Genomic DNA, 18,863 nt, shown 5'->3' on the forward strand with positions numbered 1-18,863 from the left:
CAGGGCCCGGGGAAGGATGGTCCCCGGGCGTTTTCGCGCCCGTGGCGGGACTTGACACGGGTACAGGTGGGTGCTATGTTCATTTGTGGATGCGTTAGCACTCAGGTGTTGAGAGTGCTAACAAGAGAGAAGAGGTGACCGGCAAGAGTGGCGGAGGATGTAAAGAAGACCCCCACGACAGAGACACCCCCGGAGCAGCAGACCGACACGCCTGAGACGGAGCCGGCACAGGCAGCAGACCCCGCAGCGGAAGGCGGCGGGGAGCGCACCGCGCCGGAGGCGGAGGCGGCTGCTGCTCAGACTGTTGAGGAGCGGGCGTCCGGCGATGAGCCGGCGCCGGAAGCTGAGCCGGCTGCGGACGAGGTGGAAGAGGAGCCGGATCGGGTGGCCGAACTCACGGATCGCCTCATTCGGCTGCAGGCCGATTTCGAGAACTACCGGCGCCGGATGCAGCGGGAGAAAGAGGAGATTGCGCAGTACGGTACACAGCGGCTCATCGTCAACCTCCTGCCCGTGCTCGACAATCTGGAAAGAGCTCTGGCGACGCCGCCCAATCCCGGCGATGAACGTCTGCGCCAGGGTGTCGAGCTGACGGCCCGGTCGTTTCTCGAAATCCTGGCCAAGGAAGGCGTGACGCCGATTGAGGCGGTCGGACAGCCGTTCGACCCGCACCTGCACGAGGCCGTGATGACCCACGAGGACCCCGAGCAGGAAGACGGCATCGTGCTGGAGGAGTTCCGGAAGGGCTACAAGCTTGGCGACCGGGTCATCCGCGCGAGCATGGTGAAGGTAAACACCCGAAGTTAGCGGGCAGACTGGTTATGAGGAGGCTTTTCGGCACATGGCCAAGGTGATCGGCATTGACCTCGGCACCACCAACTCGGTGGTGGCCGTCATGGAAGGTGGCGAACCGACGGTTCTGGAGAACATGGAGGGTGACCGGACCACCCCGTCCGTCGTCGCGTTCAGCAAGACCGGCGAGCGGCTGGTGGGCAAGGTGGCCAAGCGGCAGGCCATCACCAACCCGGATCGCACCATCATCTCGATCAAGCGCGAGATGGGCAGCGATATGAAGGTCCGCATCGACGACAAGTCCTACACGCCCCAGGAGATCTCGGCGATGATCCTCTCGAAGCTGAAGCAGGACGCCGAGGAGAAGCTGGGCGAGAAGGTCACCCAGGCCGTCATCACGGTGCCCGCTTACTTCACGGACGCCCAGCGGCAGGCGACGAAGGACGCCGGCACCATCGCCGGGCTGGAGGTTCTGCGCATCATCAACGAGCCGACGGCCGCCGCGCTGGCCTACGGCCTGGACAAGGAGGAGGACCAGCGGATTCTGGTCTTCGACCTGGGCGGCGGCACGTTCGACGTCTCGCTGCTGGAGCTGGGCGGCGGGACTTTCCAGGTCATCGCCACCGCCGGCAACAACAAGCTGGGCGGCGACGACTTCGACGAGCGCATCGTGAACTACGTGGCCGACCGCTTCCAGCGGGAGCACGGCATCGACCTGCGCAAGGATAAGCAGGCCCTGCAGCGGCTGCGGGAGGCCGCTGAGAAGGCCAAGATCGAGCTTTCTTCGGTCACGACCACCAACATCAACCTGCCGTTCATCTCCATGACCAGCGACGGCCCGGTTCACCTGGATGAGGCCATCACCCGGGCGAAGTTCGAGGAGCTGACCGCGGACCTCGTGGAGGCGACCATGGGCCCCACCCGCCAGGCCCTGAAGGACGCCGGCATCGAGCCGGGCGAGGTCGACAAGGTGCTGCTGGTGGGCGGCTCCACCCGCATCCCGGCCGTTCAGGAGGCGGTGCGCCGCTTCTTCGGCAAGGAGCCGTACAAGGGCATCAACCCCGACGAGGTCGTCGCGATGGGCGCGGCCATCCAGGCCGGCGTCATCAAGGGCGATGTGAAGGACGTCCTCCTGCTGGACGTCACGCCGCTGTCGCTGGGCATTGAGACCCTGGGCGGCGTGTTCACCAAGCTGATCGAGCGCAACACCACGATTCCCACCAAGAAGAGCCAGATCTTCTCCACCGCCGCGGACGGCCAGACCCAGGTGGAGATCCACGTGCTCCAGGGCGAGCGCGAGATGGCCGCCTACAACAAGACCCTGGGCCGGTTCATCCTCGACGGCATCCCGCCCGCGCCGCGGGGCGTGCCGAAGATCGAGGTCACGTTCGACATCGACGTGAACGGCATTGTGCACGTCTCGGCCAAGGACCTCGGCACGGGCAAGGAGCAGAAGATCACCATTCAGTCGCAGACCTCCATGTCCAAGGAGGAGATCGAGAAGGCGATCAAGGAAGCCGAGGCCATGGCGGCCGAGGACAAGAAGCGCCGCGAGGAGGCCGAGATCCGCAACAACGCGGACTCCGCCGTGTACAATGCGGAGAAGCTCATCAAGGACTCCGAGGGCAAGGGCATCGACCAGGCGCTCATCGACGAGGTGAAGAACGCGGTCGAGCCGGTGAAGGAGGCCCTGAAGGGGACCGACGTCGAGGCGATCAAGCAGGCGACCGAGAAGCTGACCGAGGCGGTCTACAAGCTCTCGTCGGCCATCTACGAGAAGACCGGCACCGCCGGCGCGGATGCGGGTGCACAGGCGGGCGCCGCCGGTTCCGGCGACACGCCGCACATGGATGCCGACTTCACCGTGAAGGACGAAGACAAGTAGGTCTGACGGCATGAGTCTCCGGGAGGGGGGCCGCTTGAAAGCCCCCCTCCTGTCACTTGCCCCGGGCCCTACCAGGTGGTAATTTCTAAGGAGTAGGGGGGTGGACCGACTGGCCAAGCGTGACTATTACGAGGTACTGGGCGTTCCCCGCAACGCCACCGAGGCCGAGATCAAGAAGGCCTTTCGCGCCCTCGCCCGCAAGTACCACCCTGACGCCAACAAGGACGACCCCGATGCGGCCGAGAAGTTCAAGGAGATCAACGAGGCCTACCAGGTCCTCTCCGACCCCGAAAAGCGCGCCCGCTACGACCAGTTTGGCCACATGGGCGAGCAGATGGGCGGGGCCGGCGGCAACCCCTTCGAGGGCTTCGGCGGCTTCGGCGATTTCGGGGGATTCGGCGACATCTTCGAGATGTTCTTCGGCGGCGGTCGGCAGCAGCGCCCCCGCGGGCCGGTCCGGGGCGCCGATCTGGAGTACACCCTGGAACTGACCCTCGCGGAAGCGGCCTTCGGGTGCACGAAGGAACTGCGCGTGCCCCGCACCGAGGAATGCGACACCTGCCACGGCTCCGGCGCACGGCCCGGAACCCAGCCGGTGACCTGTCCGAAGTGCCGGGGAACCGGTCAGATCCAGATGACGCAGCACACCGTCTTCGGGCGGTTCGTCAACGTGACCACCTGCGACCGGTGCCGCGGCGAGGGCAGGATCATCGAATCGCCCTGCCCCACCTGCCGCGGAAGAGGGCGGGTGCAGAAGACCCAGCGCGTGGAGGTCAAGGTGCCCGGAGGCGTGGACACGGGCACGCGCCTGCGCATGCCGGGCTACGGCGAGGCCGGCGAGCGCGGCGGCCCGCCGGGAGACCTCTTCATCGTCATGCGGGTGCGCCCCGACCGGCGGTTCCGGCGCGAGGGCGACGACCTGTTTACCAACACCGAGATCTCCTTCATCCAGGCCGCGCTGGGCACCGAAATCGAGGTGCCGACGCTGGACGGCCCCGAGACCATCAAGATCCCCGAGGGCACGCAGCCCGGCGACACGATCCGGCTCAGGGGCAAGGGGACCAGCCGGCTGCGGGGCTCCGGCCGGGGCGATCTGCACGTGGTCATCAACGTGAAGACGCCGGGGCGCCTCTCCGAGCGGGAGCGCGAGCTGCTCATGGAGCTGGCCGCGCTGCGGGGTGAGAAGGTCGCCGGCATGACGGAGCAGAAGGAAAAGGGATTCTTTGAGAAGATGAAGGACGCCCTGGGCGGCCGCTGATGCGGCAGCCGGGCCTCCTCCTGTGAGCGGGGGAGGCCCGGCTGTCATTGCGCCGGGGCGACTGAGGAGGAGATGCGAAGATGCCGCGGCTGGCCCGCCGGGATCCGCTGCTCGACCCCACGCTGCCGCCCGCGGCCTGGGCGCCGGCCCGGCGCCGGATGCGGATGCGGCGGTGGCTCGGGTTTTTCCTGGCCATCCTTCTGATCGGACTGGGCGCCTGGGGCGCGCTCATGTTTCTGGACCGCACGCCTAGCCTGACGCCCGACCAGGTAGCGGAGGCGGCGGGACAGGCCCTGCTCGGCGCGGAGCGCTACAGTTTCCGCGCGGAGGTGACGGGCAGTTCGCCCGACGGATTCTTCCCCCACGCGCGGCTCGCCGGCGAGTTCCAGGCGGAACCGCTCGTCCTGCACCTGGACGGCGAGGTGGGCAGCGGGCAGGCCGGGACCCCGTTGGCGTACTGGCTGTCGGGCGAGGAGCTGTACGTGCGGCAGGGGCGGGGCGGCACCTGGGTCCTGGCGCCCACCGCGGACGTGCCCGACGTTACCGCCTTCCTGCCGGAGCAGCTGGCGGCCCCGTTTCTCGCCGGCGTGCGCCGGGCGGAACTGCTGGGGCGGGAGCGGCTGGACGGCGTGATCACGGCCGTCCTCGCGCTGGATCTGGACCCAGCGGTCATGCAGGTGGCGCCGCCCGGGCATGATGAACAGGTGGATTACCGGCTGTGGGTGGATGTGTGGCGCCTGCGCCCGGTCCGCTTCACCATCCAGGTGGAGCGCCCGGCCACCGGCGGCTCCAGCTTCCACTACCAGCTCGACTGGACCTACCCCGCGTCGGATCCGCTCTCGCTGCCCGATGAGGTGCGGCAGGCCGCCGGCGGGGGAAAGTGATTGGAGGAAACGCCTTGCGTTACCTGGAGGTCAGCATTCGCTGTCAGCGGGCCGCCGCCGACGCCGTGGGCCACCTGCTCATGACGCTCACCGGCGGCGGCTACGCGGTGGACGACCCGCTCATCGTGGAGCAGAACCGGTCCAGCTGGGACATGACCGACCTCAAGCCGGGCGACCCGGAGTGGGTGGCGGTGTCCGGCTGGCTGGCCGAGACAGACGATCTGGAGCAGCGGCGGCTGCGCCTGGAGGCGGGGCTGGATGAGATCCGGGCCCTGGGGCTGGGGACGGTTGACCCGGCCCGGTTCCGCTGGGTGCAGGAGGAGGACTGGGCGCACGCCTGGAAGGCCTACTTCAGGCCGATGCGGGTGGGCGATGCGCTGGTGGTGGTTCCCGCCTGGGAAGACTACACGCCCGGGCCAGGCGAGGTGCCCGTTTACGTGGATCCGGGCATGGCGTTCGGCACGGGCACCCATGCCACCACGGCGCTCTGCCTGCGCTGGATGGAGCGGCTGGTACAGCCCGGCAGCCGGGTGATCGATGTGGGCACCGGATCAGGCATCCTGGCCGTGGCGGCCAAACGTCTCGGGGCCGGGGAGGTGCTGGCCATCGATGTGGACCCCGTGGCCGTGGAGGCCGCGGAGGAGAACGCCCGGCAGAACCAGGTGGCCATCGATGTCCGCCGGGCGACGCTCGACCAAGTGCCGGAGGGGGAGGCGGACCTCATCGTGGCCAACATCATCGCGTCGGTCGTCATCGACATCCTGCCCGATGTGGTGGAGCGGCTGAAGCCGGGCGGCAGGTTCCTGGCCTCGGGCATCATCCTGGAAAAGAAGGATGCCGTTGCCGAGGCCATGACCCAGGCGTGGCTTCTGCCCGTCGGGGTGCGTGAGCAGGATGGCTGGGTGGCCATCCTGGCGATGAAGCCATGAGCCCGCGGTTCTTCCTGGAGCGGGTGGAGGGCGACGAGGTGGTGCTGCCGCGCGCCGACTCGCACCACCTGCTGCGGGTGCTCAGGGCCGCCCCGGGGGCGCCGTTCGTGGCGCTGGCCGGGGGCATGGCCTACGACTGCGTGCTTGACCGGGTGGAGGACGGCCTGGCCGTCGGGCGCATCACCGCGGCGCAGCCCGCCGCGGGCGAGCCGGCCATCCGCATCACGCTCTTTCAGGCCCTCGCGAAGGGCGAGAAGATGGAGGCGGTGATCCAGCACGGCACCGAGCTGGGCATCACGGAGTTCGTCGCCGTCGCCGCGGCGCGCAGCGTGGTGAAGCTGGACGCGCGCAAGGCGGCCCAGCGGACGGAGCGCTGGCAGCGGATCGCGCGCGAAGCGGCGGAGCAGTCGCGCCGAGGGGCCGTGCCCTCGGTCGCCCCGCCGCAGACGTGGAAGCAGGCCGTGGCCCGCATCCCTGAATTCGACCTGGCCCTGGTGCCCTGGGAGGGCGGGGGGCAGCCTTTGAAGGCGGTGCTGGAGTCCCGCCCCGGGGCCATGGCCTACGCGCTCTTCATCGGCCCCGAGGGGGGCCTCACCGCCGAAGAGGTGGAGCTGGCCCGCCAGGCCGGCGCGATCCCCGTCACCCTCGGCCCCCGCATCCTGCGCACGGAGACCGCGCCGCTGGCGGCGGTCGCCGCGATTCTCTACGCCCGCGGGGAGTGGGACTGAAGCGCCGGGGCCGCTACATCAGCCGGAAGAGCCACTCGGCGTATGCAAGGCCCGAGCCGCCGGCCATGATGCGGCCCATCAGCCGGATGGCCCCGTCGGTCTCGGCCTCATCCAGGTAGACCATCTGGCTCTGGTGCGCCTTCACCGCCCGCAGCTTGTCCGCGATGACCGGCGCGATGTCGACCAGCACGTCCGGGCTGCGGGTGCCGTAGAAATAGACTTGCGCCCCGCCGGAGACCCGGGCCCGTGCCAGGTCCATGACGGCGCGCCCCAGCGCTTTGTGGTCGCGGTTGGCCATCTGGGGCACCAGTTCCTTCGGATCGAAGGCGAAGACCACCTCGGGCGCGGCGTGGTCCCAGACGCGCGCGATCGCCCGCTCGAGCCGGGGGTCCTCGGGCAGGCCGAAGTCAGGCAGCCCGAGGAAGGTGACCGACTCGTAGCCCTGCAGGCGCGCCGCGTGCCACTGCTCCGCCTGCCGCTGGCCGGCCAGCTCCCGCCAGTTGCCGCGCTTTTCGCCGTCGGAGAGCACCACGGCGGTGATGCGGCTCCCGGCCAGGGCCATGCGCCGGAGGGTGCCGCCGCAGAAGAACTCCAGGTCATCGGGGTGCGCGGTGAGGGCGAGAACCCGCCGGGGCGTGCCGACCAGCAGCTCGCCCAGGGCGGCTGCCAGCGCGGCGTGATCCGGGGCCATCAAGCGGGCCGCCGCCCGTTCAACCCAGCGGCAGCTTCCCGCCCGGTAGAACCCGGAGAACAGAAACCGCTTCACCGCGAGCGTGCGGTCGGGCCGGGCCTGCACCTTGTCGGGCACGTTGCCACCTCCTCATACCAGCCGGTAGAAGGCTTCGGTGTACAGGGCCGGCACCCGCCCGGAGTGGAGGCGGCTCGCGTATCGGGTGATGTAGGCGGCGGCCCAGTCCGGGCCGGTGAACTGGCTGCGGTGCGCCTTTACCGCGTTCAGCTTCTCCTGAAGCACCTCGGTAACGTCTACCAGCACGTTGGGCTGGCGCGCGGCGTAGAAGTAGATGCGCTCGCCCCGCCATATGGAACTGCGCGCCCGGGCCAGCACCGCGGCGCCCAGGGCCACATGGTCCGGGTTCTGCCCCAGCGGCGTCGGCCCCTTGGGGTCGAAGGCCAGCACCAGCTCAGGGCGGGTGCGCACCCACAGCTCATCCAGCGCCCGCTCCAGCGCGGGGCCGGGGCGGATCTCGCCGTCGGGCAGGTCCAGCTGCACCAGTTCGGCCCTCAGCATGGCGGCGGCCTGCTCCGCCTCCCGGGTGCGGATCTCATCGATGTTGGCCCGGTTGGCGGCACGCTCGCCCCGCGAGAGCACGGCCATGGTGACGGCGCTGCCGTTCTGGGAGAGCAGCCGCAGGGTGCCGCCGCAAAAGAACTCCAGGTCCCCCGGGTGCGGCCCGATGGCCAGCACCCGGTAGCGGCGGCTCACCATCTCCAGCCCGGCCTGCAGGGCCACGCTGGGGTAGTAGGGCTGCTGCATCCGCCGCCAGACCAGCCATGCCGTCGCCACTGCCCCGCCGGCGATCAGCCAGGGCAGGGGCGACCCCGAACGTCGCTGCACTGCGCTCACGGCCCCCCTCTCACAGCTCTTCCCGGGTAGCATGCGCCGGCGGGCCGGGTTTCACGCAGCGGCTTGCTGCCGCCGCCGGAACTGGAACCCGGTCCCCCAGCGTCACACAAATGTGACGCCCGCACACACAGGAGAGCGGCCGTTGCGCTGGAGAAACTACAGCTGGAGGTGTTCTCGTGGAGCAGCAAGCCCGCTTTCAGGCCTACCGGCGGCTGCGCAACCGGCGCATCCTGGCTACGTGGGCGACCATGGCTGTTCTGCTCCTGTTCCTCGCGCTGGGCGTGCAGGACTGGAACCCCTGGGCCCGGGCCGCAGTGGCCATTGGCATCGGCGGCGCATACTTCTGCTTTATCTGGTACGACTGGCGCTGCCCTGAATGCGGAAAGCGCCTGGGCCGCCCCGCGCCGGCCATGCAGTGCGTTCACTGCGGCGCCGCGCTCACGGCGGAGGCCGCGGGCGATGGCCGGAAGGGCAAGTGACCCCACTACACCACACAAAGAGGCGATGCTCCCATGTGCGCAAAGACCCGTGTCTACCTGCTCTTCGGCGGCCGTTCCGGCGAACACGAGGTGTCGCTGATGTCGGCCCGCAACGTGCTGCAGGCCCTTGACCGGAACAAGTACGAGGTGATCCCCGTCGGCATCACGAAGGAGGGCCGCTGGCTCCAGGTGGGCGACCCGCTGCGTGCGCTGACCGAGGGGGTGACGGCGGCCGGCGGGTTCCCGGTGGGGCTGCTGGGCGATCCCGCGTATCCCGATCCGGTCCCGCTCGCCGAGGCCGTGAAGCCGCAGGAGCACGACGGGCCGGTGGTCTTCTTCCCCGTGCTGCACGGCACATACGGCGAAGACGGCACGATTCAGGGGCTGCTGGAGATGGCGAACGTACCCTATGTGGGCTGCGGCGTGCTGGCTTCCAGCGTGGCCATGGACAAGGGGGTGGCCAAGGCGCTCTTCCGGCAGGCCGGCCTCGAGGTGGGCCCCTACCGGGTCTACCTGCGGCGCGACTGGGAGCTGCGGCCCGAGGCCGTCAGGGCAGACATCGCGGAGCACCTCCCGGGCTTTCCGCTCTTCGTGAAGCCTGCCAACCTGGGCTCGTCGGTGGGCATCACCAAGGTGAAGCGGCCGGAGGAGTTGGATCGGGCCCTCGCCGAGGCGGCCCGCTTCGACCGGCGCATCATCGTCGAGCAGGGCATCGACGCCCGGGAGATCGAGGTCGCCGTGCTGGGCAACGACGACCCCATCGCGTCGGTCGCGGGCGAGGTGCTGCCCGCGGCGGAGTTCTACGATTACCAGGACAAGTATTACAGCGGCGCCTCGGAGACCCGCATCCCGGCCGACCTGCCCGACGACCTCATGGAGGAGTTCCGGCGGCAGGCCGTGGTCGCCTTCAAGGCCATCGACGGCTCCGGCATGGCCCGGGTGGACTTCTTCCTGGAGCGGGGAACCAACCGCATCTTCATCAACGAGGTGAACACCATTCCCGGCTTCACCAACATCTCGATGTATCCCAAGCTCTGGGAGGCCTCGGGAATCGGGTACAGCGAGCTTCTCGACCGGCTCATCGAACTGGCTCTGGCGAGGCATGCTGACAAGAACCGAAATGCCACCTCGGTCTGAACGGTGGAGGAATTCCCGGTCGCGGGGAAGAATAATTTGACAGGGACTGACCAGAATAAGCAGGTACGCCTGCGCGGCGTGACAGCGTGATGGAGTGATACCGATGGCCAACGATTGCCTGTTCTGCAAGATTGCAGCCGGCGAGATTCCTTCCACCAAGGTCTATGAAGACGAGCACATACTGGCCTTCCGCGACATCAACCCGGTGGCGCCCGTCCACGTGCTGGTGATTCCCAAGCAGCACCTGGACTCGATCGACGACTTCCGTCCGGAACACGACGAGTTGCTGAGCAAGCTGTTCGCGGCGGTCCACGCGGTCGCTCGCGAGACCGGCGTGGCCGAGACGGGCTATCGGGTCGTCACCAACGTGGGCAGGGACGCCGGTCAGCAGGTCTTCCACATCCACCTCCACGTGCTGGGCGGTCGTACGCTCGGGCCGGTGGCCTGAGGAATTGACATAAGCTTTGCCCCGCGGTATAATCGCGGAGCGTGTTCTTTTTCCCCCAGGTCCAGCGGAGGGGAGGGAAATTCGGGATGTCCGAGGTCAAAATCGGCAAGAATGAGTCGCTGGATAGCGCCCTTCGCCGTTTCAAGCGTCAGCTGCAGAGGGCCGGTGTGTTCGCCGAAGTACGTCGGCGTGAACACTACGTAAAGCCTAGCGTCAAGCGCAAGAAGAAGAGCGAGGCGGCTCGCAAGCGCAAGTACCGCTAGTACCAAAGGAGCTGTCTGCCCATGAACCTGAATGAACGTCTCACCCAGGACATGAAGGCGGCCATGAAGGCCGGCCCTGCCGGAAAGGTGCGGCTCGAGACCATTCGGTTCCTGCGGGCAGCGGTGAAGAACGCTGAGATCGAGAAGCAAGCACCCCTCTCCGACGATGAGATCCTGGGCATCATTACCAAACAGGTGAAGCAACTCCGCGATTCGCTGGCTGACTTCCAGCGGAGCAACCGGCAGGATCTGGTGGAGCGGGCTGAGGCCGAGATCGCCGTCCTGTCGGCGTACCTTCCGGAACAGCTGAGCGCCGATGAGGTGCGCGACCTGGCACGCAAGGTCATCGCCCAGGTGGGCGCGCAGAGCGCCCGCGACATGGGCAAGGTCATGGGCCCGCTGATGGCCCAGGTCCGTGGCCGTGCGGATGGGAAGATGGTTCAGCAGATCGTCAGGGAGTTACTCGGGTAGCAAGGGCGCCCCGGTGGATGAGGACCCATCCACCGGGGCTTTCATGTGCGCCCGGCATGGGCGCTGACTTGGCGGTGAAAGTCCGCTACGGGCGAGGCAGCATCAGCCCGTTAGCCAAAGGCAAGGGTGTCCGTCGCGAGGCGGAATCTGGAGGAAGCCGGAGGCAAAGCCACGACCCGAGGAACACGAACCTCATACGAGGCTGTGCCGCTAGGGTGAGCTGGCATGACACAGCAAAACCCGAGGCTGCCAAAGGGCGGTGCAGTAGATGGGGCGGGTGCGGGGCGAAGGTCAGCGTCCTTACCCGGGGAGGTCTGCCGGGAACGCCAGCAACGCTGGTAACCCGGGCCGAGAGGCCCGGCTGAACCGGCAGAAGTCAGCAAAGCAGTCCTGTAATGATGTAGGACGGCGTTGAGAAAAGTAAAGGCCTCCTGATACGGTAGGGTGTGAAAGGTAATCACCACTCGTAACAGGAGGTCACGGAACGCAATGCAATTGAAGCAGCGAGCCAGGAAATTGGCCCTGGTCCGAGGTGAACCCACGGTGGTGGTCGGTATCGACATCGCCAAGCGGAAGCACTGGGCCTGGGTGGTCGACGGAGTGACCGAGGTGCCCGTGGGCAGCCCCTTCCATTTCCAGAATAGCAGGGAAGGGTTCGACCGTCTACTGGGAAAGATCGCACGAGCGAAGGAGAAGGCTGGCGCTACCCGCGTGGTGGTGGGGATGGAACCGACCGGGCACTACTGGAAGCCGCTGGCGTGGTATCTCCAGCAGGTGGGCTTCACGGTGGTCATCGTCAACCCGGCCCATGTCAAGGCGAGCAAGGAACTGGACGATAACTCGCCCACGAAGAACGACCGTAAAGACGCCTGGCTCAACGCCCAGTTGGTCCTGCAAGGCCGGTTCTCCGTGCCGTATCTGCCAGACGGGGTCTATGCAGAACTGCGGATCCTAACCCAGGCCCGGCAGCAACACCGGCGGAAGCTGAACGCCGCCCTGAACCAGCTGCAGGCGCTCCTGGACGAGTACTTCCCGGAGTACACGGAGGTGTTTGCCGACCCGCTCGGTCAGGCGTCGCTGTATGTGCTGCAGTACCGGCCGTTTCCACAGGACGTGCTGGCGGTGCCGGTGACTCAGCTGGCGGCGGAACTCCGGGCTGCCAGCAACCGGCGGGTCGGGCTCCGGCGGGCCCAGGACCTGCAGGAAGCGGCTCGGCGGTCTATAGGGGTGCCGTACGGGCTGGACGCCGCCCGGCTTCAGCTGCGGCAGATCCTCCAAGAAGTGATCTTTTGGAAGGAACGGTTGGCGGAGACGGAGGCGGCAATGGCCGAGGCGTTGGAGAAGACGGGCCTCGCCCAGTACCTGCTGAGCGTGCCTGGGGTCGGTGTGGTGACCGCTGCTGCCTTCCTAGGCGAGGTAGGCGACCTGCGCCGGTATGCGGACTGGCGGCAACTTCGCAAGCTGGCGGGCTACAACCTGACAGAGAACACGTCGGGGCAGCGGGACCGCAGCCGGACGCCCATCAGCAAGCGCGGCCGGCCTGGACTGCGCCACGTGCTGTACCAGATGGCGATGACGGCGGCCGCCAAGAACCGGGAGTTTCGAGCGCTGTACAAGCACTTCAGGACTCGCCAGCAGAACCCGCTCAAGGGCAAGCAGGCCCTGGTGGCGCTGGCGTGCAAGCTGTTGCGGGTGCTGTTCACCCTGGTCAGGAAGCAGTGTAGCTATGATCCGGCCAGGGCCTTGGGGGCCTGGCGGGCGGAGCAGTTAGGTCTCGCCGCCTGAGAGGGCGGTGTGCCGATAGATGTGCCGCTTTGGGTGGGGGAAGCCGACTATGGCTGGAAGGGCATGACCCTGCAGCAAAGTACTAGCGCCCCACCCGCCCCCATTTAGGCAGGACGAAGGACTTTGAGGGCAAGGACCCCGGGAGACATGATAGGGTGGCCGGGGGCGGAGTACGTGGGACCCGTCCAGGCGGCAGCATACAGGGCATGTCTGAAGAGTCGCACGGGGCTCTTCTCTGCCACCCCGCGTTTGTCTCGCACCAGAAGTCAGAGTCTTTCGTCCAATGGGTGTGTCTGAGCCAAGTGGCAGGACGCGAAATGGTGCGAACCAGCGAGATTGAGAGAGTTTGAGTGCATAACATCGAGATAGGCCATAGTACCGGCAGGGGGACGCCCCGACCGGGAAGGGCCGAACGTCAGGAGAGGGGTGAACCCGTTGCGTTCGAGCAGCCCGCGACAAACGCAGAAAACCCCGCACGGGGCCTGCTCGCCGGAGGTAGCGGTGAAGCCGCAAGGGACGGCGAGAGGGCGGAGTGGGCAGCCGGCACAAGGCGGAGCGTCACCCCGCGGGGAGCAAGGCAAGCTGATGGAGCAGGTGGTGGCCAGGGAGAACATGCTGGCCGCCCTGAAACGGGTGGAGCGGAACGGAGGCGCCCCAGGCGTGGACGGTGTCCCCACCGAACGGCTGCGGGACCAGATCCGCGCGGAGTGGGAGCGCATCCGTGAGGAACTGCTCCGGGGGACCTACAGACCGCAGCCAGTCCGCCGGATCGAAATCCCGAAACCGGGCGGCGGCAAGCGGATGTTGGGTATTCCCACCGTGATGGACCGCCTGATCCAGCAGGCACTCCTGCAAGTACTGACGCCAATCTTTGACCCGACATTCTCCGAATCCAGCTACGGCTTTCGGCCGGGGCGGCGGGGTCATGACGCGGTCAGGAAGGCACGTCAGTACGTGGAGGAAGGGTACGACTGGGTGGTGGACATGGACCTGGAGAAGTTCTTCGACCGGGTCAACCACGACGTGCTGATGGCCCGCGTGGCACGGCGGGTAACGGACAAGCGAGTGCTGCGGCTGATCCGGCGATACTTACAGGCTGGGGTCATGCTGAACGGGGTAGTCATGGCGACGGAGGAAGGGACGCCGCAGGGCGGTCCGCTGAGCCCGCTGCTGGCGAACATCCTGCTGGATGACCTCGACAAGGAGCTGGAGCGCCGCGGGCACCACTTCGTCCGGTACGCCGATGACTGCAACATCTACGTCCGCAGCAAGCGGGCGGGAGAACGGGTCTACAGGAGCGTGCGCCACTTCCTGCAGGAGCGGTTACGGCTGAAGGTCAACGAGGAGAAGAGCGCAGTGGACCGGCCATGGAAGCGGCAGTTCCTCGGGTTTAGCTTCTACAAGCGCCGGGGAGTGCGCATCCGGCTGGCACCGAAGAGCCTGAAGCGCGTGAAGGACAAGCTTCGCACGCTGACGGACCGCAACCGCAGCGAGAGTATGGAGGACCGAATCCGACGCCTGAACGCTTACTTGCGGGGCTGGGTTGGGTACTACGCGCTCTCCGATGCCAGGTCAGCCTTTGAAAGACTCGAAGGGTGGCTGAAGCGTCGGCTGCGAGCATGCGTATGGAAGCAGTGGAAGCGTGTACGCACGCGCTTTCGGGAGTTGCGCGCCCTCGGTTTGCCCGAATGGGTAGTCTACCAACTCGCCAACAGCCGCAAAGGCCCGTGGCGAATGGCAGGTGGCCCACTAAACAGCGCCCTGGGCAACGCCTACTGGCGTGCCCAGGGGCTGATAAGCCTGACCGAATGCTATGAAGCGACTCGTCAATCCTGGCGAACCGCCGGATGCGGACCCGCATGTCCGGTGGTGTGAGAGGACGGGGGCTAGCCGCCCCCTCCTACTCGACCATTGTCGCGAAATGCGCGGCAGGCGTGGTATAGTGAATTAGATGCTGCTGGAATGAGGAGGGGTGTGCCGTGTCAGCCGACAAGCCGAGCGACCGCCGCGCGTTCTTCCGCGAGGGGTTCCGGAGCCTCGTGCGCGCGTTTGCCGAGACCGCGCAGGCGGTGGCCGACGAGGCGGCGACCCGCGGCTCCGGGGGGGTTCGCTACCTGCGGCCGCCCGGCGCCCTGCCGGAGGCTGCCTTCCTGCTCACCTGCACGCGCTGCGGCGACTGCGCCCGCGCCTGCCCCAGCGGGGCGATCCAGCTCCTGCCCGAGTCCGCCGGCGCGGCCGTGGGCACCCCCTTCATCGATCCCGTCCAGAAGGCCTGCGACCTCTGCGGGCAGTGCATGCCCGCCTGCGGGCCAGGGGCCCTGGTCACGGTGGCCGACCCCCGGCAGGTGCGGATGGGCGCGGCGGTCATCGACCCGTCCCGCTGCTGGGCCTTCCAGGGGTCGATCTGCGACCTGTGCTACCAGCGGTGTCCCTACCCCGACGAGGCGCTTCGGCTCGTGAACGGGAAGCCTGTTGTGGAGCGGGACCTGTGCACCGGATGCGGCCTGTGCGCCTACGTCTGCGTGAGCACCCCGCCTGCCATTGCCATTGAACCCTGCAACTGACCGGGAGGAGTTCGATGTACAAGCTTCGCATTGTGCCCACCGAAGAGGCCGTGGGCCTGATGTTCGCACATGATCTGACCCGCATCGTTCCCGGGGAGGGAAAGGGGCCCCGGTTCCGCCGGGGCCAGGTTGTCAAGCCTGAGGATATTCCGGTGCTCCTTTCCATGGGCAAAGAGCACCTCTACGTGTGGGAGCCGCAGCCCGGCATGCTCCACGAGGAGGACGCGGCCCGGCGGCTGGCCGAGGCCGGCGCCGGCGGGGGATTGCGGTGGGACTCGCCTGCGGAGGGGAAGGTCAGCCTGAAGGCCGCCTTCCGGGGGCTCCTGCGGGTGGACGCGGCCCGGCTGGAGGACATCAACGCCATCGGCGACATCACCATCGCCACGCTGCGCGACGCCACGCTGGTGGAGCCGGACACGATTGTGGCCGGCTGCAAGGTGACGCCGCTGCTCGTGGCCGAGGAGCAGATTCAGCGCGCGGAAGCCGTGGGCCGCTGGATCGAGGTGAAGCCCCTGAAGCCGCTTTCGGTGGGCCTGGTGATCACCGGGAGCGAGGTGTACAAGGGCCGGATCCCCGACAAGTTCGGGCCCGTCGTGGAGGAGAAGGTCGGGCGCTTCGGCTGCCCGGTGGTCTACAAGGCGTACAGCAACGACCAGGCGGAGCTGACCGCCGCCAAGATCCGGGAGGCCGTGGCTGCCGGCGCGCAGATGGTGCTGTGCACCGGGGGGATGTCGGTGGACCCCGACGACGCGACGCCCGGGGCCATCCGCCAGGCGGGCGCCGACGTGGTGACCTACGGCGTGCCCTTCCTGCCGGGTTCGATGTTCATGTTCGCGTACCTCGGCGACGTGCCCGTGATGGGCCTTCCCGGGGCCGTCATGTGGGAGAAGGAGACGGTGTTCGACCACGTGCTGCCGCGGGTCCTGGCGGGCGAGCGGCTGAGCAGGGCCGACTTCGTCCGCATGGGCCACGGCGGGCTCCTGCCCAGGTAGGGCAGGCCAACGGAGGAGGCGAGTCCGGTGCTTGAACTGCAGATCCCCGGCCGCGAGACGCTGCGGCTGGAGCACCTCGTGCTGGACTACAACGGCACCCTGGCGAGGGACGGGGTCCTGCGGCCGGGCGTGGCGGAGCGCATCCGGGCGTTGGCGGCGCACCTGCAGGTGCACGTCATCACGGCCGACACGTTCGGCAGCGCCCGGGCTCAGACGGCGGAGCTGCCCGTGACGCTCCAGGTCATTGGCCAGGGCGGCCAGACTGAGGCGAAGGAGCGGCTGGTCGAATCGCTCGGCCCCGCCGCCGTCGCGGCCGTCGGCAACGGGGCCAACGACCGGCTGATGCTGGCCCGGGCGGCGCTTTCGATCTGCGTGCTGGAGGCGGAGGGCGCGGCCGTGGCGACGCTGCGGGAGGCGGACGTCGCGGTGAGGTCGCCGGAGGATGCCCTGGACCTGCTGCTTCGCCCCGGCCGGCTGGCGGCGACCCTGCGGATCTAGCGGAACTGCCATTCTGAGGAGGAGGGCCTGCGGTGCACACACCGAGCGAGACCAGACCCGAAAGCCGGAACGGTGGAGATGGGGTCGTGGTGAAGCGGGCGGTCTGCCCCCACGACTGCTGGGATACCTGTTCCATGCTGGTGCACGTGAAGGACGGCCGGGCCGTCCGGGTGATGGGCGACCCCGACCACCCTGTGACGCGGGGCTTTCTCTGTGTGAAGACCAACCACTATGAAGAGCGGGTGTACAGCCCCGATCGGGTGCTCTACCCCATGAAGCGCGTCGGACCGAAGGGCTCCGGGCAGTTCGCGCGCATCTCCTGGGAGGAGGCCCTGGAGACCATCGCCGACCGCTTCCGCGCCATTATCGCGGAACACGGGGCAGAGGCGATTCTGCCCTACTCCTACGCGGGCACGATCGGCGTGCTGCAGTACGGCTCGATGGACCGGCGCTTCTTCCACCGGTTGGGGGCCAGCCGGCTCCTGCGCACCATCTGCTCCGCGGCCGGGTCGGCGGCGGTGCGGTCGGTGACGGGCCACCGCATGGGGCCCGATCCCGAGGATATGGTAAACGCCCGGCTGATCGTGGTCTGGGGCGTCAACGTGACGTCTTCCAACCCCCACCAGTGGCCGATCATCCAGGAGGCGCGCCGGCGGGGGGCCAGACTGGTGGTTATCGATCCCTACCGCTACAAGGCGGCGCGGGAGGCCGACTGGCACCTTTCCCCACGGCCGGGCACCGACGCGGCGCTGGCCCTGGGGCTCATGCACGTGCTGGTGCGGGAGGGCTGGCTCGACCGGGACTACATCGAGCAGCACACCCTGGGGTTTGAGCACCTGCGCGCGAAGGTGGCCGAGTGGCCCCCGGAGCGGGCCGCGGCCGTGACTGGCATCGGCGCCGGGGAGATCGAGCGGCTGGCCCGGCTCTGGTGGGAGAGCCGCCCAGGGGTGCTGCGGGTGGGCTACGGCCTGCAGCGCCACACCAACGGCGGCTCCAGCGTGCGGGCCATCTGCATGATTCCGGCCCTGACCGGCCACTGGCGGGATCGGGGCGGCGGTTTCCTGCTCTCCAACTCCAGCTCCTACGGCCTCAACTCGAACGCCCTGGAGCGCCCGGACCTGCTGCCCTCGCCGCCCCCGCGCGCCATCAACATGATCGAACTGGGCAAGGCCCTGACTGAACTGAACGACCCGCCGGTCAAGGCGCTGTTCGTTTACAACTCGAATCCCGCGAGCGTCGTGCCGAACCAATCGAAGGTGCTCGCAGGTCTATCCCGTGAAGACCTGTTCACGGTGGTCCACGAGCAGCTCTTCACCGACACCTGCCGCTGGGCCGACATCGTGCTGCCGGCCACGACGCAGTTTGAGCATACTGACCTGATGACCTCCTACTGGCACCTCTACGTGCAGCTCAACGAGCCGGTCATCGAGCCCCTGGGAGAGGCGGTGCCCAACACCGAGCTCTTCCGCCGGCTGGCCCGGGCGATGGGCTTCACGGAGGACTGCTTCCGGGACAGCGATGAGGACCTGATCCGCCAGGCGCTCTCCGGCGGCAGCCCCTATCTGGAGGGGATCACCCTGGAGCGGCTGAAGCGGGAGCGTTTCATCAAGGTCAGCCGCCCCGCGGCGCCCTTTGCGGACGGAGGATTCGGGACGCCGTCGGGAAAGGTGGAATTCTACTCACAGGCCCTGGCGGATGCGGGGCTGGACCCGGTGGTGGAGTACACGCCCCCGGCCGAGTCCATCGACGGCTCGCCCGAGCTGGCGGCCCGCTACCCCATCGCCCTGATCACGCCGGCGGCGCACCACTTCCTGAACAGCACGTTCGCCAACCTGCCCCGCATGCGGGAGCGGGAAGGCGCGCCCACCATATTCCTGAACCCGGTGGACGCCGAGGCCCGGAACATCCGCACCGGCGACTGGGTCCGTGTCTTCAACGACCGGGGCTCGGTGCGGCTGCAGGCCCGGGTCGGGGACTGGTCGCAGCCCGGCGTCGCCATCTCGCCCTCCATCTGGTGGTCCAGGGACATGCCGGACGGCGCCGGCATCAACGTGCTGACCCTGGACCAGCCGGCCGACATGGGAGGCGGCGCCTCCTTCCACACCAACCTGGTGGAGGTGGAGCGGGCCGATCCGCCGGATGACGCACCACGATAAGCGGAGGTG

Annotated in this window: 19 protein-coding genes; 17 read left to right on the forward strand and 2 right to left on the reverse strand. The window is 68.0% G+C overall.

Annotation, left to right across the window (positions count from 1 at the left end; genetic code table 11):
- The first annotated feature begins 147 nt into the window (after positions 1–147).
- The 6 genes from grpE to ACZ45O_RS16660 all read left to right on the forward strand — a co-directional run bounded on the left by grpE (position 148) and on the right by ACZ45O_RS16660 (position 6,476).
- Complete coding sequence (gene grpE / locus ACZ45O_RS16635) at positions 148–807, forward strand: nucleotide exchange factor GrpE (protein WP_464854532.1); 660 nt, start codon at positions 148–150, stop codon at positions 805–807.
- A 34-nt stretch (positions 808–841) separates the two neighbouring features.
- Positions 842–2,677 (forward strand): molecular chaperone DnaK, encoded by a 1,836-nt coding sequence (gene dnaK, locus ACZ45O_RS16640; RefSeq protein ID WP_464854533.1) that lies wholly within the window; start codon positions 842–844, stop codon positions 2,675–2,677.
- Positions 2,678–2,786: 109 nt separating this feature from the next.
- On the forward strand, positions 2,787–3,935 hold the full coding sequence (gene dnaJ, locus ACZ45O_RS16645) for a molecular chaperone DnaJ (RefSeq protein ID WP_464857818.1): 1,149 nt from the start codon (positions 2,787–2,789) through the stop codon (positions 3,933–3,935).
- A gap of 80 nt (positions 3,936–4,015) precedes the next feature.
- Complete coding sequence (locus tag ACZ45O_RS16650) at positions 4,016–4,819, forward strand: LolA-like protein (RefSeq protein WP_464854534.1); 804 nt, start codon at positions 4,016–4,018, stop codon at positions 4,817–4,819.
- Between the two features lie 14 nt (positions 4,820–4,833).
- Positions 4,834–5,748, forward strand: a complete 915-nt coding sequence (gene prmA / locus ACZ45O_RS16655) for a 50S ribosomal protein L11 methyltransferase (protein WP_464854535.1) — start codon at positions 4,834–4,836, stop codon at positions 5,746–5,748.
- Positions 5,745–6,476, forward strand: a complete 732-nt coding sequence (locus ACZ45O_RS16660; protein ID WP_464854536.1) for a 16S rRNA (uracil(1498)-N(3))-methyltransferase — start codon at positions 5,745–5,747, stop codon at positions 6,474–6,476. Before prmA ends, ACZ45O_RS16660 begins: the two co-directional genes overlap by 4 nt.
- Positions 6,477–6,489: 13 nt before the next feature.
- Here ACZ45O_RS16660 and ACZ45O_RS16665 read toward each other — a convergent pair whose 3' ends face one another.
- Positions 6,490–7,284 (reverse strand): PIG-L deacetylase family protein, encoded by a 795-nt coding sequence (locus ACZ45O_RS16665; RefSeq protein WP_464854537.1) that lies wholly within the window; start codon positions 7,282–7,284, stop codon positions 6,490–6,492.
- Between the two features lie 12 nt (positions 7,285–7,296).
- Complete coding sequence (locus ACZ45O_RS16670) at positions 7,297–8,052, reverse strand: PIG-L deacetylase family protein (RefSeq protein WP_464854538.1); 756 nt, start codon at positions 8,050–8,052, stop codon at positions 7,297–7,299.
- Positions 8,053–8,237: 185 nt separating this feature from the next.
- On the opposite strand from ACZ45O_RS16670, the gene ACZ45O_RS16675 reads away from it, so the two are divergent.
- From ACZ45O_RS16675 to ACZ45O_RS16725, 11 genes are all read left to right on the forward strand, one after another.
- Positions 8,238–8,540, forward strand: a complete 303-nt coding sequence (locus ACZ45O_RS16675; protein ID WP_464854539.1) for a hypothetical protein — start codon at positions 8,238–8,240, stop codon at positions 8,538–8,540.
- 33 nt (positions 8,541–8,573) lie between these two features.
- Positions 8,574–9,677 carry a D-alanine--D-alanine ligase family protein gene (locus ACZ45O_RS16680; RefSeq protein WP_464854540.1) on the forward strand — a complete coding sequence of 368 codons (1,104 nt, stop codon included), beginning with the start codon at positions 8,574–8,576 and terminating at the stop codon, positions 9,675–9,677.
- A 103-nt stretch (positions 9,678–9,780) separates the two neighbouring features.
- Positions 9,781–10,125 (forward strand): histidine triad nucleotide-binding protein, encoded by a 345-nt coding sequence (locus tag ACZ45O_RS16685; protein ID WP_464854541.1) that lies wholly within the window; start codon positions 9,781–9,783, stop codon positions 10,123–10,125.
- Positions 10,126–10,211: 86 nt separating this feature from the next.
- A complete protein-coding gene (gene rpsU / locus ACZ45O_RS16690; RefSeq protein ID WP_464854542.1) occupies positions 10,212–10,388 on the forward strand; it encodes a 30S ribosomal protein S21 in 177 nt (58 codons plus the stop codon).
- A 21-nt stretch (positions 10,389–10,409) separates the two neighbouring features.
- Positions 10,410–10,859 (forward strand): GatB/YqeY domain-containing protein, encoded by a 450-nt coding sequence (locus ACZ45O_RS16695; protein ID WP_464854543.1) that lies wholly within the window; start codon positions 10,410–10,412, stop codon positions 10,857–10,859.
- A 489-nt stretch (positions 10,860–11,348) separates the two neighbouring features.
- The gene (locus tag ACZ45O_RS16700; protein ID WP_464846448.1) at positions 11,349–12,644 is read left to right on the forward strand and encodes an IS110 family RNA-guided transposase; all 1,296 of its coding nucleotides are present in this window, start codon (positions 11,349–11,351) and stop codon (positions 12,642–12,644) included.
- 585 nt (positions 12,645–13,229) lie between these two features.
- Positions 13,230–14,519 (forward strand): group II intron reverse transcriptase/maturase, encoded by a 1,290-nt coding sequence (gene ltrA, locus ACZ45O_RS16705; protein ID WP_464854544.1) that lies wholly within the window; start codon positions 13,230–13,232, stop codon positions 14,517–14,519.
- 104 nt (positions 14,520–14,623) lie between these two features.
- Positions 14,624–15,208 carry a 4Fe-4S dicluster domain-containing protein gene (locus ACZ45O_RS16710; RefSeq protein WP_464854546.1) on the forward strand — a complete coding sequence of 195 codons (585 nt, stop codon included), beginning with the start codon at positions 14,624–14,626 and terminating at the stop codon, positions 15,206–15,208.
- A gap of 14 nt (positions 15,209–15,222) precedes the next feature.
- Positions 15,223–16,200, forward strand: a complete 978-nt coding sequence (locus ACZ45O_RS16715; protein ID WP_464854548.1) for a molybdopterin-binding protein — start codon at positions 15,223–15,225, stop codon at positions 16,198–16,200.
- 27 nt (positions 16,201–16,227) lie between these two features.
- Positions 16,228–16,698, forward strand: a complete 471-nt coding sequence (locus ACZ45O_RS16720) for an HAD family hydrolase (RefSeq protein ID WP_464854549.1) — start codon at positions 16,228–16,230, stop codon at positions 16,696–16,698.
- A gap of 32 nt (positions 16,699–16,730) precedes the next feature.
- Positions 16,731–18,854 carry a molybdopterin oxidoreductase family protein gene (locus ACZ45O_RS16725; protein ID WP_464854550.1) on the forward strand — a complete coding sequence of 708 codons (2,124 nt, stop codon included), beginning with the start codon at positions 16,731–16,733 and terminating at the stop codon, positions 18,852–18,854.
- The last annotated feature ends 9 nt before the right edge of the window (positions 18,855–18,863 follow it).

This window comes from Symbiobacterium turbinis, assembly GCF_055383075.1.

Excerpts from the sequence above, each read along its gene's own strand:
- dnaK (WP_464854533.1), top strand. The coding sequence starts at position 842 with ATGGCCAAGGTGATCGGCATTGACCTCGGCACCACCAACTCGGTGGTG.
- ACZ45O_RS16715 (WP_464854548.1), top strand. The coding sequence starts at position 15,223 with ATGTACAAGCTTCGCATTGTGCCCACCGAAGAGGCCGTGGGCCTGATG.
- rpsU (WP_464854542.1), top strand. The coding sequence starts at position 10,212 with ATGTCCGAGGTCAAAATCGGCAAGAATGAGTCGCTGGATAGCGCCCTT.
- ACZ45O_RS16695 (WP_464854543.1), top strand. The coding sequence starts at position 10,410 with ATGAACCTGAATGAACGTCTCACCCAGGACATGAAGGCGGCCATGAAG.
- ACZ45O_RS16680 (WP_464854540.1), top strand. The coding sequence starts at position 8,574 with ATGTGCGCAAAGACCCGTGTCTACCTGCTCTTCGGCGGCCGTTCCGGC.
- ltrA (WP_464854544.1), top strand. The coding sequence starts at position 13,230 with ATGGAGCAGGTGGTGGCCAGGGAGAACATGCTGGCCGCCCTGAAACGG.
- ACZ45O_RS16685 (WP_464854541.1), top strand. The coding sequence starts at position 9,781 with ATGGCCAACGATTGCCTGTTCTGCAAGATTGCAGCCGGCGAGATTCCT.
- ACZ45O_RS16650 (WP_464854534.1), top strand. The coding sequence starts at position 4,016 with ATGCCGCGGCTGGCCCGCCGGGATCCGCTGCTCGACCCCACGCTGCCG.
- ACZ45O_RS16700 (WP_464846448.1), top strand. The coding sequence starts at position 11,349 with ATGCAATTGAAGCAGCGAGCCAGGAAATTGGCCCTGGTCCGAGGTGAA.
- ACZ45O_RS16660 (WP_464854536.1), top strand. The coding sequence starts at position 5,745 with ATGAGCCCGCGGTTCTTCCTGGAGCGGGTGGAGGGCGACGAGGTGGTG.